Here is a 17983-nt window from a genome sequence, read left to right on the forward strand (position 1 = left end):
TCGTTTTCCCCTTCGTTGGGGGCGGCTATTTGGGTTTCGTCAAATTTAACCATCCGGCCGCCGCGGGGCTTATTTAACTCCCTCGGGGGGGCCCCGGACCGAGGTCCGTGCCCGCGCTCGCGTCCGCGGCTCAGCCGCGGGTCACAGCTGGACCGGCTGGCGCTGGGTCAGGCCGTACGTCTTCGCGATCGTGTTCCACAGCTGCGCGGCCTTGACCTTCTGCTGGCTGGCCGTGCCGCTCGCCCGGTTGCCGGCCTGGGTCTGGCCGGTGCCGCGGGCCTGGCCCTTCTTGCAGCTCTTGCTGTTGCCGGCGACCTGGTCGGCCCAGGCCGCGTAGTGGTTGTCGGCCGACGCGGACGCCTGCCACGCCTTGGTGAGGGCGGCGGTCAGCGCGGCGTTGTTCGGCAGTTTGTCGACGGACAGGCCGGACAGCCGGGTGACCAGCTGGTTGCGCTGCTTGGCCGCGTCGCGCAGGTCGGAGGCGGCCGTGTCCAGGTTCTGGCACGCCTTCACGTTCGCCACCGCGCGGATCACCGAGGCCCGGCTGTCGCCGCTGTCGGCCAGCAGCTTGTCCAGGGCGACCGCCTGCTGCTTCGCCGGGTCGGCGGACGGCGAGGCGGAGCCGTCGGTCGCGGGGGCCGTGGCGGACACCGTCTGGTTCTTGTCGCCGCCGTCGTCGCCCCCGCCGCCTGCGAGCAGCGCACCGGCGCCGACCCCGAGGACGACGATGCCGATGCCGACGGCCGCGATGAGCGGCACCCGCGACCGTGGCCGGCCGCCCCGGCCGCCGTCGTCGCCCGGCGGGGCGTAGGAGGGGCCGGGCTGGGCGTACGAGCCCTGCGGGGCGGGCTGGCCGTAAGGGGCCGCCTGCGGCTGCTCGAAGCGCGGCAGATACTGCGTGGCCGCGGCCGGGCTCTCGCCGCCCGGCTCGCTGCGGAAGAGGTTGTCGAACTCGGCGGGCGGCTGCCGGTCCCCGCCCTGCGGCATGCCGTACGGCGCTCCGGCGTCGGTCACGGGCGGGATGTACTGCGTGGCGTCGGCGTCGGGTCCGGAGGCGGGCGGCAGCGGCCCGGCGCCGGCGTACGGCGCGCGCCCCAGGAACTGCGTCGCCTCGGAGACGGACTCACCGCCCCCGACCTCCGGCGGCAGCGCGCCGGGCGCGACGGGCGGTATGTACTGCGTCGCCTGCTCGTCCGTCGTCGCGGCGACAGGCGGTATGTACCGCGCGGGCCCCTCGGAGTGGACGACCGGCGGTATGTACTGGGTGGCACCCTCGTCGACGGCCGGGGGCAGCGGCAGGCTGTGGCCGCCGTCGGGAGCGGCGGGCGGCAGCGGCATGCTCCCCGCCGGCGGGGACATCGGCTGCGGGTCGCCGTACGACTGCGCCGGGGCGCCCTCAGGTGGCAGCGGCTGGGACGGCTCGGCCGCCCCCCACTGCTGGGCCGGCGCCGCGGGCCAGCCCTGGCCCGGCTGCGGGGCCGGGCTCTGGGCCTGGTGCTGCGGCTGGTCGGGACCCCACGGAGTGCCCCAGGCCTGACCGCCGGGCGGGGCCGAGGCACCGGGCTGCTGGCCGCCGTACGGGCCGCTCTGCCGGCCGTTGTACGGGCCCTGCTGACCGCCGTACGAGCCGGTCTGCTGGCCGCCGTACGCGCCGCTCTGCTGGCCGTTGTACGGGCCGCTCTGGTGGTCGGCGTGGGGGCCGGTCGGTCCGCCCAGCATGCCCGGCAGCAAGGGCTCGCCGCCGTCCGAGGGCAGCACGATGCCTTCGCGCGCCTGGCGCTGCGAGGGCTCCTCGCCCTGTCCACTCTGCGTCACCGGGACTCCTACTAATGGGGGACCTTGTGAATCGTCGGCTCACGCTACCGGGTCCCCCGAGCCGGGTGCCACGCAGCTCAGGCCCAACCTCCTTACCTGTGACAGCGGTAACAGAAGCGCGGTACAGACCGCTGCATATGTCACCCTTCACGACCGCTTCTGCGCGGCAACCGGCCGTTTCCCGCAGCTTCACGCAACGGCCGGTCGCCCGTCTCACGCCGCCGCCTGCAGCTCCACCCGCGCCCCGAACTCCCGCACCACCGGCTCGTCCCGGAACGGCTCCAGCCGCTGCTGGAAGTCGTCCAGATACTCGGCGCCCCGGTTGGAACGGAGGGACTCGAGCAGCTCGACGGCCTTCAGGCCCGAGTTGCAGGCCTGCTCGATCTCCCGCTGCTGCACCTGCGCGCTGGCCAGCAGCACATAGCCGATGGCCCGCCTGCGCGCCTTCGTCTCGGGCAGCCCGGACAGGGACTCCTGCGCGCACCGCGCCGCCGCCTCGGCCTGCCCGAGGTCCCGGTGGCAGTGCGCCAACTCGTCGGCCAGATACGCCTCGTCGAAGTGCGTGATCCACGCCGGGTCGTCCCCGGACGAGGCGTCGGCGGACTCCAGCGCCGTGACCGCCCGACCGGACGCCACCTGGGCCGCCCGCGCGTCGCCCATCAACGCATGCCCGCGGGCCTCCGCCGCGTAGAACATCGCCTCCGCGCGCGGTGTCACGCGCCCACGCGCCCCCTCCTGCGCCGCCCGCGCCAACTGGGCGATCTCACGCGGGTTTCCGAGCTGCGCGGCGAGGTGGCTCATGGAGGCGGCGAGGACGTAGCCGCCGTATCCGCGATCGCCCGCCGCCTGCGCGAGCCGCAGCGCCTGGATGTAGTACCGCTGGGCCAGGCCGGGTTGACCGGTGTCGACGGCCATGTAGCCCGCGAGCTCGGTCAGTCGGGCCACCGCGGCGAACAGATCCCGCCCGACGGCCTCCCGGTACGACCCCGCCAGCAGCCCCGAGACCACGCTGTTGAGGTAGTGCACGACGACCGGCCGCACATGCCCGCTGCCGTACTGATGATCCAGGTCCACGAGCGCCTGGGTCATCGCCCGCACCGCCGCCACGTCGGACTGCCCGACCCGCGGGCCCGCCGAGCGCGCCACCTGCGAGTCCGGCGAGGAGATCAGCCAGTCACGGCTCGGCTCGACGAGCGCGGACGCGGCGACGGACGAGCCGGACAGGAAGTCCCGCCGGCCCACGTCACTGCGCCACAGTTCGCAGACCTGCTCGATGGCCCCCAGCACCGTCGGCGAGAACTGGAGACCGACTCCCGAAGCAAGGTTTTTGCCGTTGGCCATGCCGATCTCGTCGATCGTGACCGTACGGCCGAGCTTGCGGCCCAGCGCCTCCGCGATGATCGCGGGCGCCCGGCCCCGCGGCTGCTGTCCACGCAGCCAACGGGCCACGGACGTCTTGTCGTAGCGCAGGTCGAGGCCGTGCTCGGCACCGCACATGTTGACCCGGCGGGCGAGCCCGGCGTTCGAGCACCCCGCCTCCTGGATGAGCGCCTGCAACCGTTCGTTCGGCTGCCGCGCGACGAGAGGCCTTGCGGCCATGGCGTACCCCCTGTGGCTGCGGTGCCTGCCCACGCACCGAGTTGGCGTGTCCTACGTGACCGAACCGTCTGCTCCTGCGAGCGAAAAGATCCGGCCTCGAAGATCAATGCCCCGCGGACATACCGAAAATGCGAGGCATGCGAGGATTGCCGGGGTAAAAGCCGAAGCCGACCCCAAACGTGGCTACCCAGCCCGGGCCGGGGTTCCTCCCGCGCGCCCCCACAGATGCATCCATGCGCCCCAGATACGGAATCGATGCCCCTCCCCCGCGCGCGTTACCCCCGTAACCCGAGGTGGATGCGGGAGTTGAGTTCACCGTGGAAGAGACGATCGCGGGCACCGAAGCCGCTCAGATTCCGAAGCAGCGCGGCGAATCGCTGCTGGAGACCGCCGTACGCTACGCCGAGGAGCGCCACTGGGACGTCTTCCCCGGCACCTGGCTGGAAGCCGTCGACGGGGTGCAGCGCTGCTCCTGCGGCGACGCCGCGTGCGCCGCGCCCGGCGCGCACCCTGCGCGGGACGACTGGGCGACGCAGGCCACCGGCAGTGCGACGGTCGCGCGGCGGATGTGGCAGAAGCAGCCGACGGCGTCGATTCTGCTGCCGACGGGCCATACCTTCGACGCGATCGAGGTGCCGGAGACCGCGGGGTTCCTCGCGCTGGCGCGCATGGAGCGCATGGAGTTGACGCTCGGCCCCGTGACGTTGACGCCGGACCGGCGGATGCACTTCTTCGTGTTGCCCGGTGCGGCGGTGAAGGTGCCGGAGCTGGTGCGCAAGCTGGGCTGGTCGCTGTCGTCGCTGAGTCTGGTCGCTCTGGGCGAGGGCTCGTACGTGGCCGCGCCTCCCACCCGCTTCGGGTCGCGAGGCGCCGTCCAGTGGGCGTGCCGCCCGACGCCGGCGAACCGGTGGCTGCCGGATGCGGAGGAGCTGATCTCGCCGCTTGCCTATGCATGTGGGCGGGATCGCTGATCCTGCTCTCAGCAGCCCGGCCCCTTAGTGTTTTCGCATGACGTCAGCCGCCGTACGTGTACAAGGCCTCTGGAAACGGTTCGGGCAGCAGATTGCCGTCGCCGGGATCGATCTGGAGCTGCCCGCGGGGAAGTTCATCGGGCTCGTCGGGCCGAACGGCGCCGGGAAGACCACCACCCTCTCCATGGTCACCGGGCTGCTGCGGCCCGATCAAGGGAGCGTCGAGGTCGTCGGGCACGACGTGTGGCGGGACCCGGCGGCGGTGAAGGCGCGGATCGGGGTGCTGCCGGAGGGGCTGCGGTTGTTCGAGCGGCTGTCGGGGCGTGAACTGCTCGGCTACAGCGGCCGGTTGCGCGGCCTGCCCGGCGCCGAGGTCGACAAGCGGGCCACGCAGTTGCTCGACGTGCTCGACCTGGCCGGTGCCCAGCACAAGCTCGTCGTCGACTACTCGACCGGCATGCGCAAGAAGATCGGCCTCGCGGCCGCGCTGCTGCACAATCCCGAAGTCCTGTTCCTGGACGAGCCGTTCGAGGGTGTCGACCCCGTCTCCGCGCAGACCATCCGGGGCGTCCTCGAGCGGTACACGGCCTCCGGCGCCACCGTCGTCTTCTCCTCCCACGTCATGGAACTCGTCGAGTCGCTGTGCGACTGGGTCGCCGTCATGGCCGCCGGCCGCATCCGCGCCCACGGCACGCTCGCCGAGGTCCGCGGCGAGGCCCGCTCACTGCAGGAGGCGTTCCTGCAACTCGTCGGCGCGGGCGGCCGCAACACCGGCTCCGACCTGGACTGGCTGGGCGGCGGGGCCCGATGACCGGCGACGTCCACCCCGCGGGCAACATCACCCCCGTCGTCGTACGGCTGAAGCTGTCGCTGCTGAAGAACGGCCTGAAGCAGTCGGGCGGACGGCGGGCCGCCTACGTCGTGTCGGCCGTCGTCGTGCTGCTCTTCGGGGCGCTGCAGCTGCTCGGCCTGATCGCGCTGCGCGGGCACGCGCACGCCGAGGCCGTGGTCGTGCTGCTGGTCGCCGTGCTGGCGCTCGGCTGGGCGGTGATGCCGCTGTTCTTCCCCGGCGGGGACGAGACCCTGGACCCGACGCGCCTGGTGATGCTGCCGCTCCAACCCCGGCCTCTGGTACGGGCGTTGCTGGCGGCCTCACTCGTCGGCATCGGCCCCCTCTTCACCCTGCTCCTGCTGACCGGCTCGGTGGTCACGGTCGCGCACGGCGGGGCGGCGTACGCCGTCGCTGTCGTCGCCGTCGTCCTCGCACTGCTGGTGTGCGTGGCCCTCGCGCGGGCCGTCGCCGCCGCCAACATCCGCCTGTTGACCAGCCGCAAGGGCCGCGACCTCGCGGTACTCAGCGGCCTGGTCATCGCGATCGGGGCGCAGCTGGTCAACTTCGGGGCGCAGCGCCTGGGTTCGAGCGGGCTGGCACAGCTCGACCCGGTCGGCGACATCTTCCAGTGGGTGCCGCCCGCCTCGGCGATCGCCGCGGTGCACTCCGTGAGCAAGGGCTCCTACGGCGCCGCTGTCACCCAACTGGCGCTGAGCGCGGGCGCGTTGGTGGCCCTGATCGCCGTATGGTCGCGCCACCTGACGAAGCTGATGACCTCGCCCGACGGCTCCACCGTCCAGGCCGCCACCGAACCGGGCGCCCGCGAACGGACCTCCTCCTCCGGCCTCGCCCGCCTTCTGCCGCCCGGCCGCACCGGCACGGTCATGGAACGCAGCCTGCGCTACGTCTGGCGCGACCCCAAGACCAAGGCGGCGTGGGTGACTTCGCTGGCCATCGGCCTGATCGTGCCGGTGTTCAACGCCCTGCAGGGCACCGGCTCGGTCTACTTCGCGTGCTTCGCCGCGGGGATGCTCGGCATCCAGATGTACAACCAGTTCGGACAGGACACGTCCGCGTTCTGGATGGTCGCCACGACGATCTCCTCCGCGCACGACGCCTACGTCGAACTGCGCGGCAGGGCCCTCGCACTGCTGGTGATCACCCTGCCGTACGCCACCCTCGTGACCGTCCTGACGACCGCGATGCTCGGCGACTGGCCCCGCCTCCCCGAGGTCCTGGGCCTCTCCTTCGCCCTGCTCGGCGCGATGCTCGCGACCGGCGCCTGGACCTCGGCCCGCTTCCCGTACTCCATCCCCCAGGAGGGCTACAAGAACGTCGCCCCCGGCCAGACCGGCCTGGCCTGGATCTCCATCTTCGGCGGCATGGTCTCGGCAGCCCTCCTGTCCGCCCCCGTCATCACCGCCACCATCTGGGCGAACGTGGCAAAGAACGGCGACGACTGGGGCTGGCTCCTGCTCCCGGCGGGCGCCGGATACGGCGCTGCCATCACCCTGGCGGGCCTCCGCCTGGCAGCCCCGAGAACGGCAGCCCGCCTCCCGGAAATCCTCACAGCGGTGAGCAAGGGCTGACGGGATCTTTTGAGGTCCCGGCGCCCACAAGGTCTTAAGGGGCGCGGGGAACTGCGCGACAAGCCACGAACCACCCGCACCCGCCACACAACGGAACCCCCCGGGCGAACAGGCGCACGACTCACACCATCACGCCATCAAGAAACGGCTCAATGGCCGCCCTCCACGCCTCCGGCTGGTCATAGTGCACAAGATGCCCCGCATCAGCCACTTCCGCATACTCCCCTCGGGGGAGCACTCGCACCATCTCCTGCGCCTCCGCACGCCCCAGCTCCCCGTCCAACCCCCGCACCACCAACGCCGGACACTGCACAGCCGCCAGTTCCTCCCAGTGCGCGTCGTACACCCACGTCTCCCGGGACTTCAGCATCTGCTCGGGATCGAAAACGGGCCGCCACCCGTCGGGAGACTCGTGCATCACCTCGGCGTAGAACTCCCCGCGGGCCGCATTCGGCCGCTCCACCCAGGGATCGTCCTCGCCGAACCACTTCCGTACATCGGCGAGCGTGGCGAAGGGAACGGGCCAGGCCTTGAACCAGTCCGCCCACTCCCGCTGCGAGGCGGCACCCAGCGCGGAGGCCCGCATGTCGCAGATGATCACGCCCCGAACCAGGTCGGGCCGCTTCGCGGCGAGCTGCCAGGCGGTCAGCGCACCCATCGCATGGCCGATGAGGACGGTCGGTGCGAGGCCGAGCTGCTCGAGAGCGGCCTCCGCGTCCTCGACGTACGCCTCGCGGGTGAAGGAGGCCTGTGGGGGCTTGTCGCTCTGGCCGTGGCCGCGCTGGTCGAGTGCGACGGCGCGATGCCGCTCGGAGAGCCAGCGGGCGGTGGACGCCCAGTGCGAGGCGCGGCCCATCAGGCCGTGCAGTAACAGCACGCCGGGAGCGTGGTCCTGGTGGCCGGGCGGGGCGGCCCGCTCGCCCGCGAACTGCGACGGAATCGCGGGCTCCGCCACACTGATCGCCGGGTCGGTCTTGGGAGGGTCGCCGAACTCCCAGGCCGCAAGTCGTACGCCGCCCGCCCCGGTCACGTCGATGCGTCGCGCCATGGTCCTGGCACCCCCCTAGCTCCGCTCGGACCGCTCGCTCCCGCTCGAGCCGGCCGGTCCTGTGAACCGTGTCCTGCCGTTGCCGTGCAGCTGCCTGTGCTGGGCACTCACCTGAAGCCCTGTGTACTCACTCCTGAAGCGCACATTCCGCGTGACTCGTCACCCGAAGACTATCGAATGGGTATTCGAAAATACTGTTTCTGCGGGCAACACCCCTCGTACGAGTGACCTCGCTCAAGGAATGATCGCCGCCGCCGAGGGGAGATCTTCAGCGGGAGGCGGACCGCTCGGGGAAAACGGTCCGAGGGGGATGACCCTGAGAGCTCGGGGCTCCGGGTCAGCACAGGGGAGGACAGGCCCCGGCGCCGCACGGCGCCGGGGCTCTCCACACGTCTGCGGCACATCCTCCCGCCCCCTCAGGTCATATGCCTCACGCGACAGCCTCGCACGCGAACCGTCCGAGCGCTCCGATTTCGCCGCACAGAATTCTCCCCCGATCCGCCCTCGCCCCGCCGTGCAGAAGACCGGCGGGACGCCCCAACTGCCCCCCACGTCCCGGAAGTTGACGGCTCGAAGTCGACGGCTCAGCGCTTGGCGACGAACACGTGAGAAGCGACGTCCGCCTCCAGCTCGGCGGCCTCGCCGCCGCTGCCGACCAGCACACCGCCGGCCGACTCCGTCACGCTCACCACCGAACCGGGCTGCACGCCCGCCCGGCGCAGCGTGTACATCAGCTGCGCGTCCGTCTGGATGGGCTCGCCGATACGGCGTACGACGACGGTCTTGCCCTCCACGCCCGGGTCGAGGTCGGCCAGCGACACCATGCCCTCGTCCAGGAACGGGTCCGCGCCGTCCTTCTCGCCCAGCTCCTCCAGACCCGGGATCGGGTTGCCGTACGGCGACTCGGTCGGGTGCCGCAGCAGCTCAAGCACGCGCCGCTCCACGGCCTCGCTCATCACGTGCTCCCAGCGGCACGCCTCCGCGTGCACCTGCTCCCACTCCAGACCGATCACGTCGACGAGCAGACACTCCGCAAGCCGGTGCTTGCGCATCACGCGCGTGGCGAGCCGGCGGCCCTCGTCCGTGAGCTCCAGGTGGCGGTCGCTGGCGACGGACACCAGGCCGTCGCGCTCCATCCGCGCCACCGTCTGGCTGACGGTCGGCCCGCTCTGGTCGAGCCGCTCGGCGATCCGGGCGCGCATGGGGACCACACCTTCCTCCTCCAGCTCGAGGATGGTGCGGAGATACATCTCCGTGGTGTCGATCAGTCCGGACATACGTGCCCCTCGATGAGATCTGCCGGAAGCACGAACGGCTTCCCGGCGCGTGCGCTGGCCCTGGATTCAATTCTGACGCATACCACTGACAACCGTGCCGCGCCGTTGGAACCGGGGGGTTACGCGGGTGTACCCGCGAGTATTCGGCCGTATCCGAGCAGGTGTACGGGCCCGGCCGGACGGCCGTATTGACAGGGCACTGGTCCAGACCGCACGGTGATCCGCGACACAGGCACAGCACCCGACACCGACGCCGCCCCCGGAAGGACCCGCATGAGCGAGGGCAAACTGGCCGGCCAGTTCTTCGACGCCGCGATCGACCTCCTGCAACGGGTCCGCGACGAGGAGGCCGACAGCATCGCCGCGGCCGGCACCCTGATCGCCGACACCGTCGCCGACGGGGGCCGCCTCTTCGCCTTCGGCGCCGGGCACTCCTCCCTCGCCGCACAGGACGTCGTCTACCGCGCGGGCGGCCTCGCCCTGATGAACCTGCTCGCCGTACCCGGCGTCGTCGGCGTCGACGTGATGCCGGCCACACTGGGCTCCGCCCTCGAGCGCGTCGACGGACTCGCGAGCGCGGTGCTGGACACCTCCCCGCTGCGCGCGGGCGACGTCCTGGTGATCATCTCCCTGTCCGGCCGCAACGCCCTCCCCGTCGAGATGGCCATGAACGCCCGCGCCCTCGGCGTGCGGGTCATCGGCGTCACATCGGTGGCCTACGCGACGGAGACGAGTTCCCGGCACGTCTCGGGCACGTACCTGAAGGACCACTGCGACATCGTCCTCGACTCCAAGATCGCCCTCGGCGACGCGACCCTCACCCTCGACACCATCCCGGCCCCCTTCGCCCCGGCCTCGACGGTCGTCACCAGCGCCCTCCTGCAAGCGGTCATGGCCACGGCAGCGGGCACCCTCGCGGACCGCGGCATCGAGCCGCCCCTACTGCGCTCGGGCAACGTGGACGGCGGCCACGAGTGGAACGGCCACGTGATGGAGAAGTACGGGGACCGGATCTTCTACCGGCGCTAGAAGCCGGCAGAGCCTGCGGGCGCTACTCCCGCCCCACGACCCCCGCCAGATCCAACGCCGCCGCGATCCTCACCGCGACGTCCTCCGCATAAGCCGCGTCCACCCGCTCGAACTGACTCCGCCCACCGCCACGCAAGAAGGTCACAACCCCCAGCGTCCGCCCCCGGCTCCGCAGCACCGCACACAGCGCATGCACCGCATCCGACGGCCACTGCCGGGCCCGCGCCCACTCCCGCGCCTGATCGGCCGGTACAGAGCCGACAGTGGCCCGCACGGACCCCGTCCGCTCCACGCACTGCAACGCCGGATGCCCCTGCCCGTACCGCACCGGCAACCCCGCCTGCCCGGTCAGCAGACTCGGCCCCGGTGCCCCGGAGGGAGTCGCGGCGACCCGCACCAGCCGTACCGGCCCCTCCGCCTCCCCGTCGGCCACCGCACCGCCCGCCACCCGGTCGATCAGCGCATGATCGGCGAACCCGGCGAGCGCGAAGTCCAGATGGACGGTCGCCGCCTCCCGCGGATCCTCGCACTCGGCGGCGGCCCGAGCCGCCCGGTGCAGCTGGTTCGTCCGGAAGCGCAGCAGCGCCGCCTCCTGCTCCCCCTGCTTGCCCTCGGTCACGTCCTGGAAGAGCCAGCCCACACCCAACGGCACCGGCTCCTCCGCGAGCGGTGAGGCCAGCCGCACGAACCCGCACCGCCAGCACCGCCGCTGCTCTCCCTCCGGCGTACGCACACTGACCCAGATCTCGGCCGGCGCAGGCGGCGCGCCCTCCGCCAGCACATGCGTGAGCGCGCTCTCCAGCTCCTCCACACCCTGGGCGAGCAACTCCCCGAGCGGCCGCCCCAGCGCCGACGTACGCCCGATCCCGAGCGAACGCGCCGCGTGCGCATTCACCACGGCAGGCCGCAGATCGGCGTCGACAAGCACCACACCCCAGCTCGCGTCCTCGAACAAGGCTTCGCTCAGGGCGATGGACCGCTCCAGATCGATCTGCGCATGCACCTCGCTGAAGGCGCAGTACAGCCCGGCCGGCTTCCCCTCGGGCCCGCGCACGGCCGCAGACTGCGTCCGTACGAGCACCCGTCCGCCGTCCTTGGTCAGCAACGCGAACTCGTGCACCTGCCGCCCGGGGGCCTCCATGGCGGACATCAGCCGCCCCTCGACCTCCTCGGCGTCGGCCTCCCGCACGGCCCACCCGGCGAAGCCGTGCCGCCCCACCGCCTCGGCGGCGGTCCATCCCAGGATGCGCTCCGCCTCACGGTTCCAATGGGTGACGACCCCGTCCGCGTCGAACGCGCACAGCGCCGCGTCCATCCCGTCGAGCAGCGCGGCCAGCAGATCGGAGCCGTCAGGGCCCACCGGGCCGGCCCGCTCGGGCTCGTCGGGCCCCAGCTCGTCGGTGGTCCCACTACGCCGGGAAGCACTCACCTGGACCCCCTGCCAAGCTGCGTCCGCACGTACGGCGCGTCGGTTCGCTCACTCGCAATCATCTAACTGGAACGTGACGCAGCACACACCGAGTTCCCCAAGATTGAAGGAATCGTTGTACGCCGTGCCATTGTTTCCTGCTCTCTCTCCTATGATCCGCCCGCCGACAGCCGAAGATCAATCCACAGATCGCTTACCCCGTCCAGCACATACCGCTCGACCTCTACGAAGCCGTGCTTCCGGGCGAAGAGCAGTCCGTCCTCGTTGGCCGCCAGCACACACGTCTCGACGCCCCGCGCACCCAGCACACGCGCGTGGGCGAGCCCCCGCTCGTACAGGGCCGCCCCGAACCCCTGCCTCCGGTACTCGGGCAGCACGCGCGCGATAACGGTCGCCACGGCGTCCTCCGCCGCGGGCGGCCGCACAGTGGAACACCCGACGAGTACGTCCCCGAGGTACGCGTTCTCCAGCCGATACCGCCCGAGCCGCTCCCGTGCCTCGTCGAAGGACATGGCGGCAGGCGGCACAACGGCGTTGTGCACGTACCGCCACTCCTCCAACATGCCCTCCCCGTGCACGGCCTCGATCCGCAGCCCCCGCCGCCGCGCGTACACCTCGATCTCGATCTTCATCCGAGGATCAGCCAGCCCACACACCAACATCGTCGCCGCAGGCCGCACCTCCCCGAACGCCCGTCGCAACACAGGCCAACAAGGCTCGAAGTCCGCCCTCTCAGGCAGCAGATACCGCACCCGCACCACATCGGAGAACCCAGCCCCGGCCTCCGCAAGCGCCGCCCCGACATTCCGCAGACACTGCTCGGCCTGCTCCACCACGTCGTCGGAGATCGTCATGGCCCCGTAGTCGAACCCCGTCGTCCCCGACACATGCACCCAGTCCCCGTCGACCACGGCCCGGGCATACCCGATCTGCTCCTCGAACACCGAACCACTGAAAATCGCACGCCGCTCCGTCATGCGCGGAACGCTAACGGAGGTCCCGAACGATCACCCGTCTAGCAGCAAGATCGGGTACGTGTTCGAGGATTTGGGATTCTTCGCACGAATGAGCGTCATCTGTCGATTCGACCTTGCGCGGACCATGTTGATCACTAGCGTTTCCTTTACGTGCTGAAAGGAGGTCACTCGCTTCACCGATCGCGAATCGGGGCCTGCCTTCTTAAGGAAGCCGGGTCGGGTGACCAGCCCAAGTCATCACGATCAGAGAGATCGGGGAGGTGCACCGATGACTACGTTTCCTGCAGGCGAGCAGACCCACCAGGCTGTGCTTCCTCAGCAGCCTGCTCTGGAATCCGTGGGAGCAGACACCCCTGGGAGCAGGGACGAAACGGCCCACGGACACCCCGCCACCGCGCGGGACACCGGCAGGGAACATGGGCGAGGGGAGACCGGCGAGCGCGGCACCAGAGCCCGTCGGCGTCACGCCAAGAACGCTGCTCCGGCAGCGGAGGCGGCAGAGAACGGGAGCGGTGACGCTCCCACGCACACGCACAAGCAGTCGTACACAGGCGGTGTCGGCGCGAGCAGGATCTTCGTCCTCTCCAAGGACGGCCGGCCGCTCATGCCGTGCCACCCCGCTCGAGCCCGCGAACTGTTGGGCAAGGGACGGGCAGTAGTCGCTCTCACCGTCCGACGCGGCCTCGTCTCGGTGGAACTCCAGCACCGCGGCGACCAGATCCGTAAGTGCATGCAACAACGTGCCGGCTACCGACGCAGGCGACGCTCGGCCAACTGCCGTTATCGGGCGCCTCGTTCACACAACCGACCCTGCGCCGCGGGATGGCTGCCGCCCTCACTGCGCCACCGCGTCGACACCATCTACTCCCAGGCAACCCGTCTCTGCCGTTATGCACCCGTCGCCGAAATCCACGTGGAAAGCGTCGCCTTCGACAGCCACGCGATGAGCACGGGCAGACCTCTTACCGGTGCCGAATACACGCAAGGAACACTCGCCGGAACCAACGTGCGCGCCTACCTGCACGCCAAGTGGAACAGCGCGTGCGCCTACTGTGGCGCCGCTGGAGTACGCCTGAACATCGAGCACGTCAGACCCCGCAGCCGAGGTGGTTCAAGCCGCATCTCCAACCTCGTCCTCGCCTGCGTCCCGTGCAACGAGGCAAAAGGCAGCACCCCCGTCGAGGTCTTTCTCGCTGATCGCCCCGACCTCCTCGCGAAGATCCTCCAGCACATGATGGCGCCACTCCATGGCGCCGCCGTCATGAACGCGACCCGCTGGCAGCTCAAGGATGCGCTCTCTACCCTCAGCAGCCTCGTACACACCTGGCCCGGCGTGCGCACCAAGGAAAACCGCACTGCCATGGGGCTGGAAAAGACGCACACCCTCGACGCTTTATCCGTCGGATCCCTGGACTACGAGAACGGCGACGCGATCGTCCGATTGTCTCGCCAGGTGCTCGTAGTCAAGGCGACAGGGCGTGGCTCGTACGCCCGCACGACCCCGGACCGCTTCGGCTTCCCTCGCCTCCAGCGAGCTCGGACCAAGCAGCACTTCGGATACGTTACCGGCGACCTCGTACGAGCCACGGTCCCGATCGGCAGGTGGGCGGGCACGTGGACTGGGCGCATCTCCGTCCGAGCCAACGGGCAGCACAGCCTCACCACACCGGAAGGCCGGTTCAACGTCCGCCACCGGAATCTGCGGCTCCTCCAGCGGGGCAACGGATACGGATACTCCTTCCGGCCGGAAGGAGCTCCGTCAACATCTCGAAAAACCGGTTGATCCGTGCCCTACAGCTTCCTAGTGTTGCTGTTACTTCAGAGAGGGGGTGGTTCGGCAGATGTATGCATACCGGACGGAAGAGGTGGCTGCGGGCTAGTGGCCCGCCGTCGTACTCGGTTCGGCGCCGGACCAGCGTGTGCGAGATACACGCAGCCGGCCCAATCCAACGCAGTCACCCGACCCGCGAGCTCGCCGGTACGTCCGGCCGGCTCCTCCGCTGAGGCGGAGGAACCCGAGCTCGCGGGTCGTCTGCGTTCACGAGTTACTCTGGGCGCATGCTTTCGCTCGTTCGACGCCGCCACGTGGACTACGTCCGCGTCACGAGCATGGGCTGTCGGCGCTCTGTCTGACCCAGCCCCTCTCTGCCGTACTTAGGGCACTTCTTTTCGTTCTTCCTTCCGGCACCCGGGCCCGCCCCACCCCCGGCGGCCGCCCCTGCCCCGTACACCCTGCGGACGCACCTCATGACGCACACTGCGACGACCCCGTCGTACGACCTGCTCCCGATCATCGACCTCTCCGCCGCCGACCGCGGCCCCCAGGCCCGTGCACTGCTCCACTCCCAGCTGCACAGCGCCGCCCACGACGTGGGCTTCTTCCAGCTCGTCGGGCACGGCGTGAGCCAGGCCGAGACCGAGCGGCTCGTACAGGCCATGCACGCCTTCTTCCGGCTGCCCGAGGCCGACCGGCTCGCGCTCGACAACGTCAACTCGCCCCATTTCCGTGGCTACACACGTACCGGCGACGAGCGCACGGGCGGAAGCAGGGACTGGCGGGACCAGCTCGACATCGGCGCCGAGCGGCCGGCGCGGACACCCGGCCCCGGTGAGCCCGCCTACTGGTGGCTGGAGGGCCCCAACCAGTGGCCCGCCGCCCTCCCCGAACTGCGCACCGCCGCGCTCGCCTGGATCGACCGGCTGAGCGCGGTCGCCCAGCGGCTCCTGCACGAGCTGCTCACCGCCATCGGCGCCCCCGCCGACTTCTACGACCAGATCTTCGGCGCCCACGCCCACCCGCACCTGAAGCTCGTGCGCTACCCGGGAAGTGCCGGTGACGGCGCCGACCAGGGCGTAGGGGCCCACAAGGACTACGGCTTCCTGACCCTCCTGCTGCAGGACCGGGTCGGCGGCCTGCAGGTGGAGCGCGAGGACGGCCGGTTCCATGACGTGCCGCCGCTGGAGGGCGCGTTCGTGGTCAACCTCGGCGAGCTGCTGGAGGTGGCGACCAACGGCTACCTGGTCGCCACCAGTCACCGAGTGGTGTCCCCGCCCGGCGCAACAGAGCGCTTCTCCGTGCCCTTCTTCTACAACCCGCGGCTGGACGCGAAGGTCGAGCCCCTGCAGTTCCCGCACGCGACGACGGCCCCCGGAGTCACCGACGACCCGGCCAACCCCCTGTTCGCCGAATACGGCTACAACGAGCTGAAGGGCAAACTGAGGGCCCACCCGCTGGTGGCCGAGCGACACCACGGGAACCTGCTCACCCCGGCGTGATCAACGCCATGCCAGGCGCGCGGGGCTGCATCGACTTGCGGCTCCGCCGCCTGGGCGCGACCAGCCACAACAAGCCCGCAGTCGCCCGCGCTCCTGTCGTCACCCCTCAGTGGGCGATGTCCCCGTACCCCTCGATCTCCTGAGGCGACCGAGACCCCGGCCCCACATACCGCGCAGACGGCCGCACAAGCCGCCCCGTCCGCTTCTGCTCCAGAATGTGCGCCGACCACCCCGCCGTACGGGCACACGTGAACATCGACGTGAACATGTGCGCAGGGACCTCGGCGAAGTCGAGGACGATCGCCGCCCAGAACTCCACGTTCGTCGCGAGCACCCGGTCCGGCCGCCGTGCGTGCAGCTCCGCCAGGGCGGCCTTCTCCAGCGCCTCCGCCACCTCGAACCGCGGAGCGCCCAGCTCACGAGCCGTACGCCGCAGCACGCGCGCGCGTGGATCCTCGGCCCGGTACACCCGGTGCCCGAAGCCCATCAGCCGCTCCCCCTTGTCGAGGGCCTGCTTGACGTACGCGTCGGCATCCCCCGTCCGCTCGATCTCCTCGATCATGCCGAGGACACGCGACGGCGCACCGCCGTGCAGCGGACCGGACATCGCTCCTACGGCACCGGAGAGCGCCGCCGCCACATCAGCGCCGGTGGAGGCGATGACGCGGGCGGTGAACGTGGACGCGTTCATGCCGTGCTCGGCGGCCGAGGTCCAGTAGGCGTCGACGGCGGCGACATGCTTCGGGTCCGGCTCGCCCCGCCAGCGGATCATGAAGCGCTCGGTGATCGACTGCGCCCTGTCGATCTCCCGCTGCGGAACCATGGGCCGCCCCTGACCGCGGGCCGACTGGGCGACGTAGGAGAGCGCCATGACGGCCGCCCGGGCCAGGTCCGCGCGCGCCTGCTCGGCGTCGATGTCCAGCAGCGGTTTCAGGCCCCACACGGGCGCCAGCATGGCCAGCGCCGACTGGACGTCCACCCGGATGTCGCCGGAGTGCACCGGGATCGGGAACGGCTCGGCGGGCGGCAGACCGGGGTTGAAGGCGCCGTCGACCAGCAGCCCCCACACGTTTCCGAACGAGACGTGACCGACCAGGTCCTCGATGTCGACGCCCCGGTACCGAAGGGCGCCGCCCTCCTTGTCCGGTTCGGCGATCTCCGTCTCGAACGCGACGACTCCCTCGAGTCCGGGTACGAAGTCGGACATCAGGCGGCTCCTCGTGATGTGTACGACAGAAGTGGCTGGCGGCTCGGCCGCTGGATCCCCGGTCGGTCGTGCGACTCGCGGTCCTGGGTGGCCACCCTGGTGATGCCCCGTACGGCTGCTCACTCAACCGGAACGGCACCAGCACGATATCCCCGAGTGCCACATTTGGGGAGACTGCGCGGCACTCAGTGCCACATCCGGCCCTTCGATGATGACCGACTTGATGCCGAACGGCACCTGCACATACGGCAAGATGACCGCGTGAACGATCGAGACGCCCATCCCCTCGACCCCGCCGCCATGCGCAAGCAGTACCGGGCCGAGGGTCTCGCCGAGTCCGATCTGGCCGCCACTCCGGTGGCGCAGTTCGCGCACTGGTTCGAACAGGCGGCGACGGAGGCCCACCTCTTCGAACCGAACGCCATGGTCGTCTCCACGGCGAACGCCGAGGGCCGGTCCAGCTCCCGCACGGTGCTGCTCAAGCAGTTCGACGAGCAGGGCTTCGTCTTCTACACCAACTACGACTCCCGCAAGGCCCGCGACCTCGCGGAGAACCCGTACGTCTCCCTGCTCTTCCCCTGGCACCCGATGGCACGCCAGGTCATCGTCTCCGGCATCGCGCGCCGCACCGGCCGCGACGAGACCGCCGCCTACTTCCGCACCCGCCCGCACGGCTCCCAGCTGGGCGCCTGGGCCAGCGCCCAGTCCACGGTCATCCCCTCACGCGCCGAACTCGACGCCTCGTACGCCGAACTCGAGGCCCGCTACCCGGAGGGCGAACAGGTCCCGGTCCCCCCGAACTGGGGCGGCTTCCGGGTGGCCCCGCAGACGGTGGAGTTCTGGCAGGGCCGCGAGAACCGACTGCACGACCGGTTGCGGTACGTGGCGGAGGCGGACGGGGGCTGGCGGGTGGAGCGGCTGAGTCCCTGAAGTT

14 protein-coding genes are annotated in these 17983 nt (G+C 70.7%); 7 read left to right on the top strand and 7 right to left on the bottom strand.

From position 1 onward, the window contains the following. Positions 1-141: 141 nt before the first annotated feature. Both ABZ880_RS45990 and ABZ880_RS45995 read right to left on the bottom strand, forming a co-directional pair. The gene (locus ABZ880_RS45990) at positions 142-1815 is read right to left on the bottom strand and encodes a hypothetical protein (protein WP_361276838.1); all 1674 of its coding nucleotides are present in this window, start codon (positions 1813-1815) and stop codon (positions 142-144) included. A 213-nt stretch (positions 1816-2028) separates the two neighbouring features. Then, entirely contained in the window at positions 2029-3414 is a 1386-nt protein-coding gene (locus ABZ880_RS45995; protein ID WP_361276840.1) for a transcriptional regulator, read from the bottom strand. Between the two features lie 317 nt (positions 3415-3731). On the opposite strand from ABZ880_RS45995, the gene ABZ880_RS46000 reads away from it, so the two are divergent. Genes ABZ880_RS46000 through ABZ880_RS46010 form a run of 3 tightly spaced genes read left to right on the top strand, consistent with a single transcriptional unit; the run spans position 3732 to position 6806 of the window. Beyond that, entirely contained in the window at positions 3732-4385 is a 654-nt protein-coding gene (locus ABZ880_RS46000) for a bifunctional DNA primase/polymerase (RefSeq protein WP_361276842.1), read from the top strand. Between the two features lie 37 nt (positions 4386-4422). Beyond that, on the top strand, positions 4423-5196 hold the full coding sequence (locus ABZ880_RS46005) for an ABC transporter ATP-binding protein (RefSeq protein ID WP_361276844.1): 774 nt from the start codon (positions 4423-4425) through the stop codon (positions 5194-5196). Then, positions 5193-6806 carry a transporter gene (locus ABZ880_RS46010; protein ID WP_361276846.1) on the top strand — a complete coding sequence of 538 codons (1614 nt, stop codon included), beginning with the start codon at positions 5193-5195 and terminating at the stop codon, positions 6804-6806. The genes ABZ880_RS46005 and ABZ880_RS46010 overlap by 4 nt, the downstream gene beginning before the upstream one ends. 121 nt (positions 6807-6927) lie before the next feature. Here the strand turns inward: ABZ880_RS46010 and ABZ880_RS46015 are convergent, their stop codons facing one another. Both ABZ880_RS46015 and ABZ880_RS46020 read right to left on the bottom strand, forming a co-directional pair. Beyond that, entirely contained in the window at positions 6928-7854 is a 927-nt protein-coding gene (locus tag ABZ880_RS46015) for an alpha/beta hydrolase (RefSeq protein ID WP_361276848.1), read from the bottom strand. Between the two features lie 584 nt (positions 7855-8438). After that, positions 8439-9131 (bottom strand): metal-dependent transcriptional regulator, encoded by a 693-nt coding sequence (locus ABZ880_RS46020; protein ID WP_004000347.1) that lies wholly within the window; start codon positions 9129-9131, stop codon positions 8439-8441. A gap of 273 nt (positions 9132-9404) precedes the next feature. Here ABZ880_RS46020 and ABZ880_RS46025 point away from each other — a divergent pair, with 273 nt between their 5' ends. Next, on the top strand, positions 9405-10160 hold the full coding sequence (locus ABZ880_RS46025) for an SIS domain-containing protein (RefSeq protein WP_361276850.1): 756 nt from the start codon (positions 9405-9407) through the stop codon (positions 10158-10160). 22 nt (positions 10161-10182) lie between these two features. On the opposite strand, the gene ABZ880_RS46030 is transcribed toward ABZ880_RS46025, so the two are convergent. Both ABZ880_RS46030 and ABZ880_RS46035 read right to left on the bottom strand, forming a co-directional pair. Further along, entirely contained in the window at positions 10183-11589 is a 1407-nt protein-coding gene (locus ABZ880_RS46030) for a PAS domain-containing protein (protein WP_361276852.1), read from the bottom strand. Positions 11590-11738: 149 nt separating this feature from the next. Beyond that, on the bottom strand, positions 11739-12566 hold the full coding sequence (locus ABZ880_RS46035) for a GNAT family N-acetyltransferase (RefSeq protein WP_361276854.1): 828 nt from the start codon (positions 12564-12566) through the stop codon (positions 11739-11741). 571 nt (positions 12567-13137) lie between these two features. On the opposite strand from ABZ880_RS46035, the gene iscB reads away from it, so the two are divergent. Together iscB and ABZ880_RS46045 are read left to right on the top strand one after the other, a co-directional pair. After that, a complete protein-coding gene (iscB, locus tag ABZ880_RS46040) occupies positions 13138-14349 on the top strand; it encodes an RNA-guided endonuclease IscB (RefSeq protein WP_361277016.1) in 1212 nt (403 codons plus the stop codon). 464 nt (positions 14350-14813) lie between these two features. Continuing rightward, a complete protein-coding gene (locus ABZ880_RS46045; protein ID WP_361276856.1) occupies positions 14814-15842 on the top strand; it encodes a 2-oxoglutarate and iron-dependent oxygenase domain-containing protein in 1029 nt (342 codons plus the stop codon). A 106-nt stretch (positions 15843-15948) separates the two neighbouring features. Here the strand turns inward: ABZ880_RS46045 and ABZ880_RS46050 are convergent, their stop codons facing one another. Continuing rightward, a complete protein-coding gene (locus ABZ880_RS46050) occupies positions 15949-17049 on the bottom strand; it encodes a citrate synthase 2 (RefSeq protein ID WP_361276858.1) in 1101 nt (366 codons plus the stop codon). A 300-nt stretch (positions 17050-17349) separates the two neighbouring features. On the opposite strand from ABZ880_RS46050, the gene pdxH reads away from it, so the two are divergent. Next, entirely contained in the window at positions 17350-17979 is a 630-nt protein-coding gene (gene pdxH, locus ABZ880_RS46055) for a pyridoxamine 5'-phosphate oxidase (protein ID WP_361277018.1), read from the top strand. Positions 17980-17983 lie beyond the last annotated feature (4 nt).

The organism is Streptomyces sp. NPDC047043 (assembly GCF_040644055.1).
Lineage (GTDB): Bacteria > Actinomycetota > Actinomycetes > Streptomycetales > Streptomycetaceae > Streptomyces.

Excerpts from the sequence above, each read along its gene's own strand:
- ABZ880_RS45995 (WP_361276840.1), bottom strand. The coding sequence starts at position 3,414 with ATGGCCGCAAGGCCTCTCGTCGCGCGGCAGCCGAACGAACGGTTGCAG.
- ABZ880_RS46005 (WP_361276844.1), top strand. The coding sequence starts at position 4,423 with ATGACGTCAGCCGCCGTACGTGTACAAGGCCTCTGGAAACGGTTCGGG.
- ABZ880_RS46010 (WP_361276846.1), top strand. The coding sequence starts at position 5,193 with ATGACCGGCGACGTCCACCCCGCGGGCAACATCACCCCCGTCGTCGTA.
- ABZ880_RS46015 (WP_361276848.1), bottom strand. The coding sequence starts at position 7,854 with ATGGCGCGACGCATCGACGTGACCGGGGCGGGCGGCGTACGACTTGCG.
- ABZ880_RS46020 (WP_004000347.1), bottom strand. The coding sequence starts at position 9,131 with ATGTCCGGACTGATCGACACCACGGAGATGTATCTCCGCACCATCCTC.
- ABZ880_RS46025 (WP_361276850.1), top strand. The coding sequence starts at position 9,405 with ATGAGCGAGGGCAAACTGGCCGGCCAGTTCTTCGACGCCGCGATCGAC.
- ABZ880_RS46035 (WP_361276854.1), bottom strand. The coding sequence starts at position 12,566 with ATGACGGAGCGGCGTGCGATTTTCAGTGGTTCGGTGTTCGAGGAGCAG.
- ABZ880_RS46045 (WP_361276856.1), top strand. The coding sequence starts at position 14,814 with ATGACGCACACTGCGACGACCCCGTCGTACGACCTGCTCCCGATCATC.
- ABZ880_RS46050 (WP_361276858.1), bottom strand. The coding sequence starts at position 17,049 with ATGTCCGACTTCGTACCCGGACTCGAGGGAGTCGTCGCGTTCGAGACG.
- pdxH (WP_361277018.1), top strand. The coding sequence starts at position 17,350 with ATGCGCAAGCAGTACCGGGCCGAGGGTCTCGCCGAGTCCGATCTGGCC.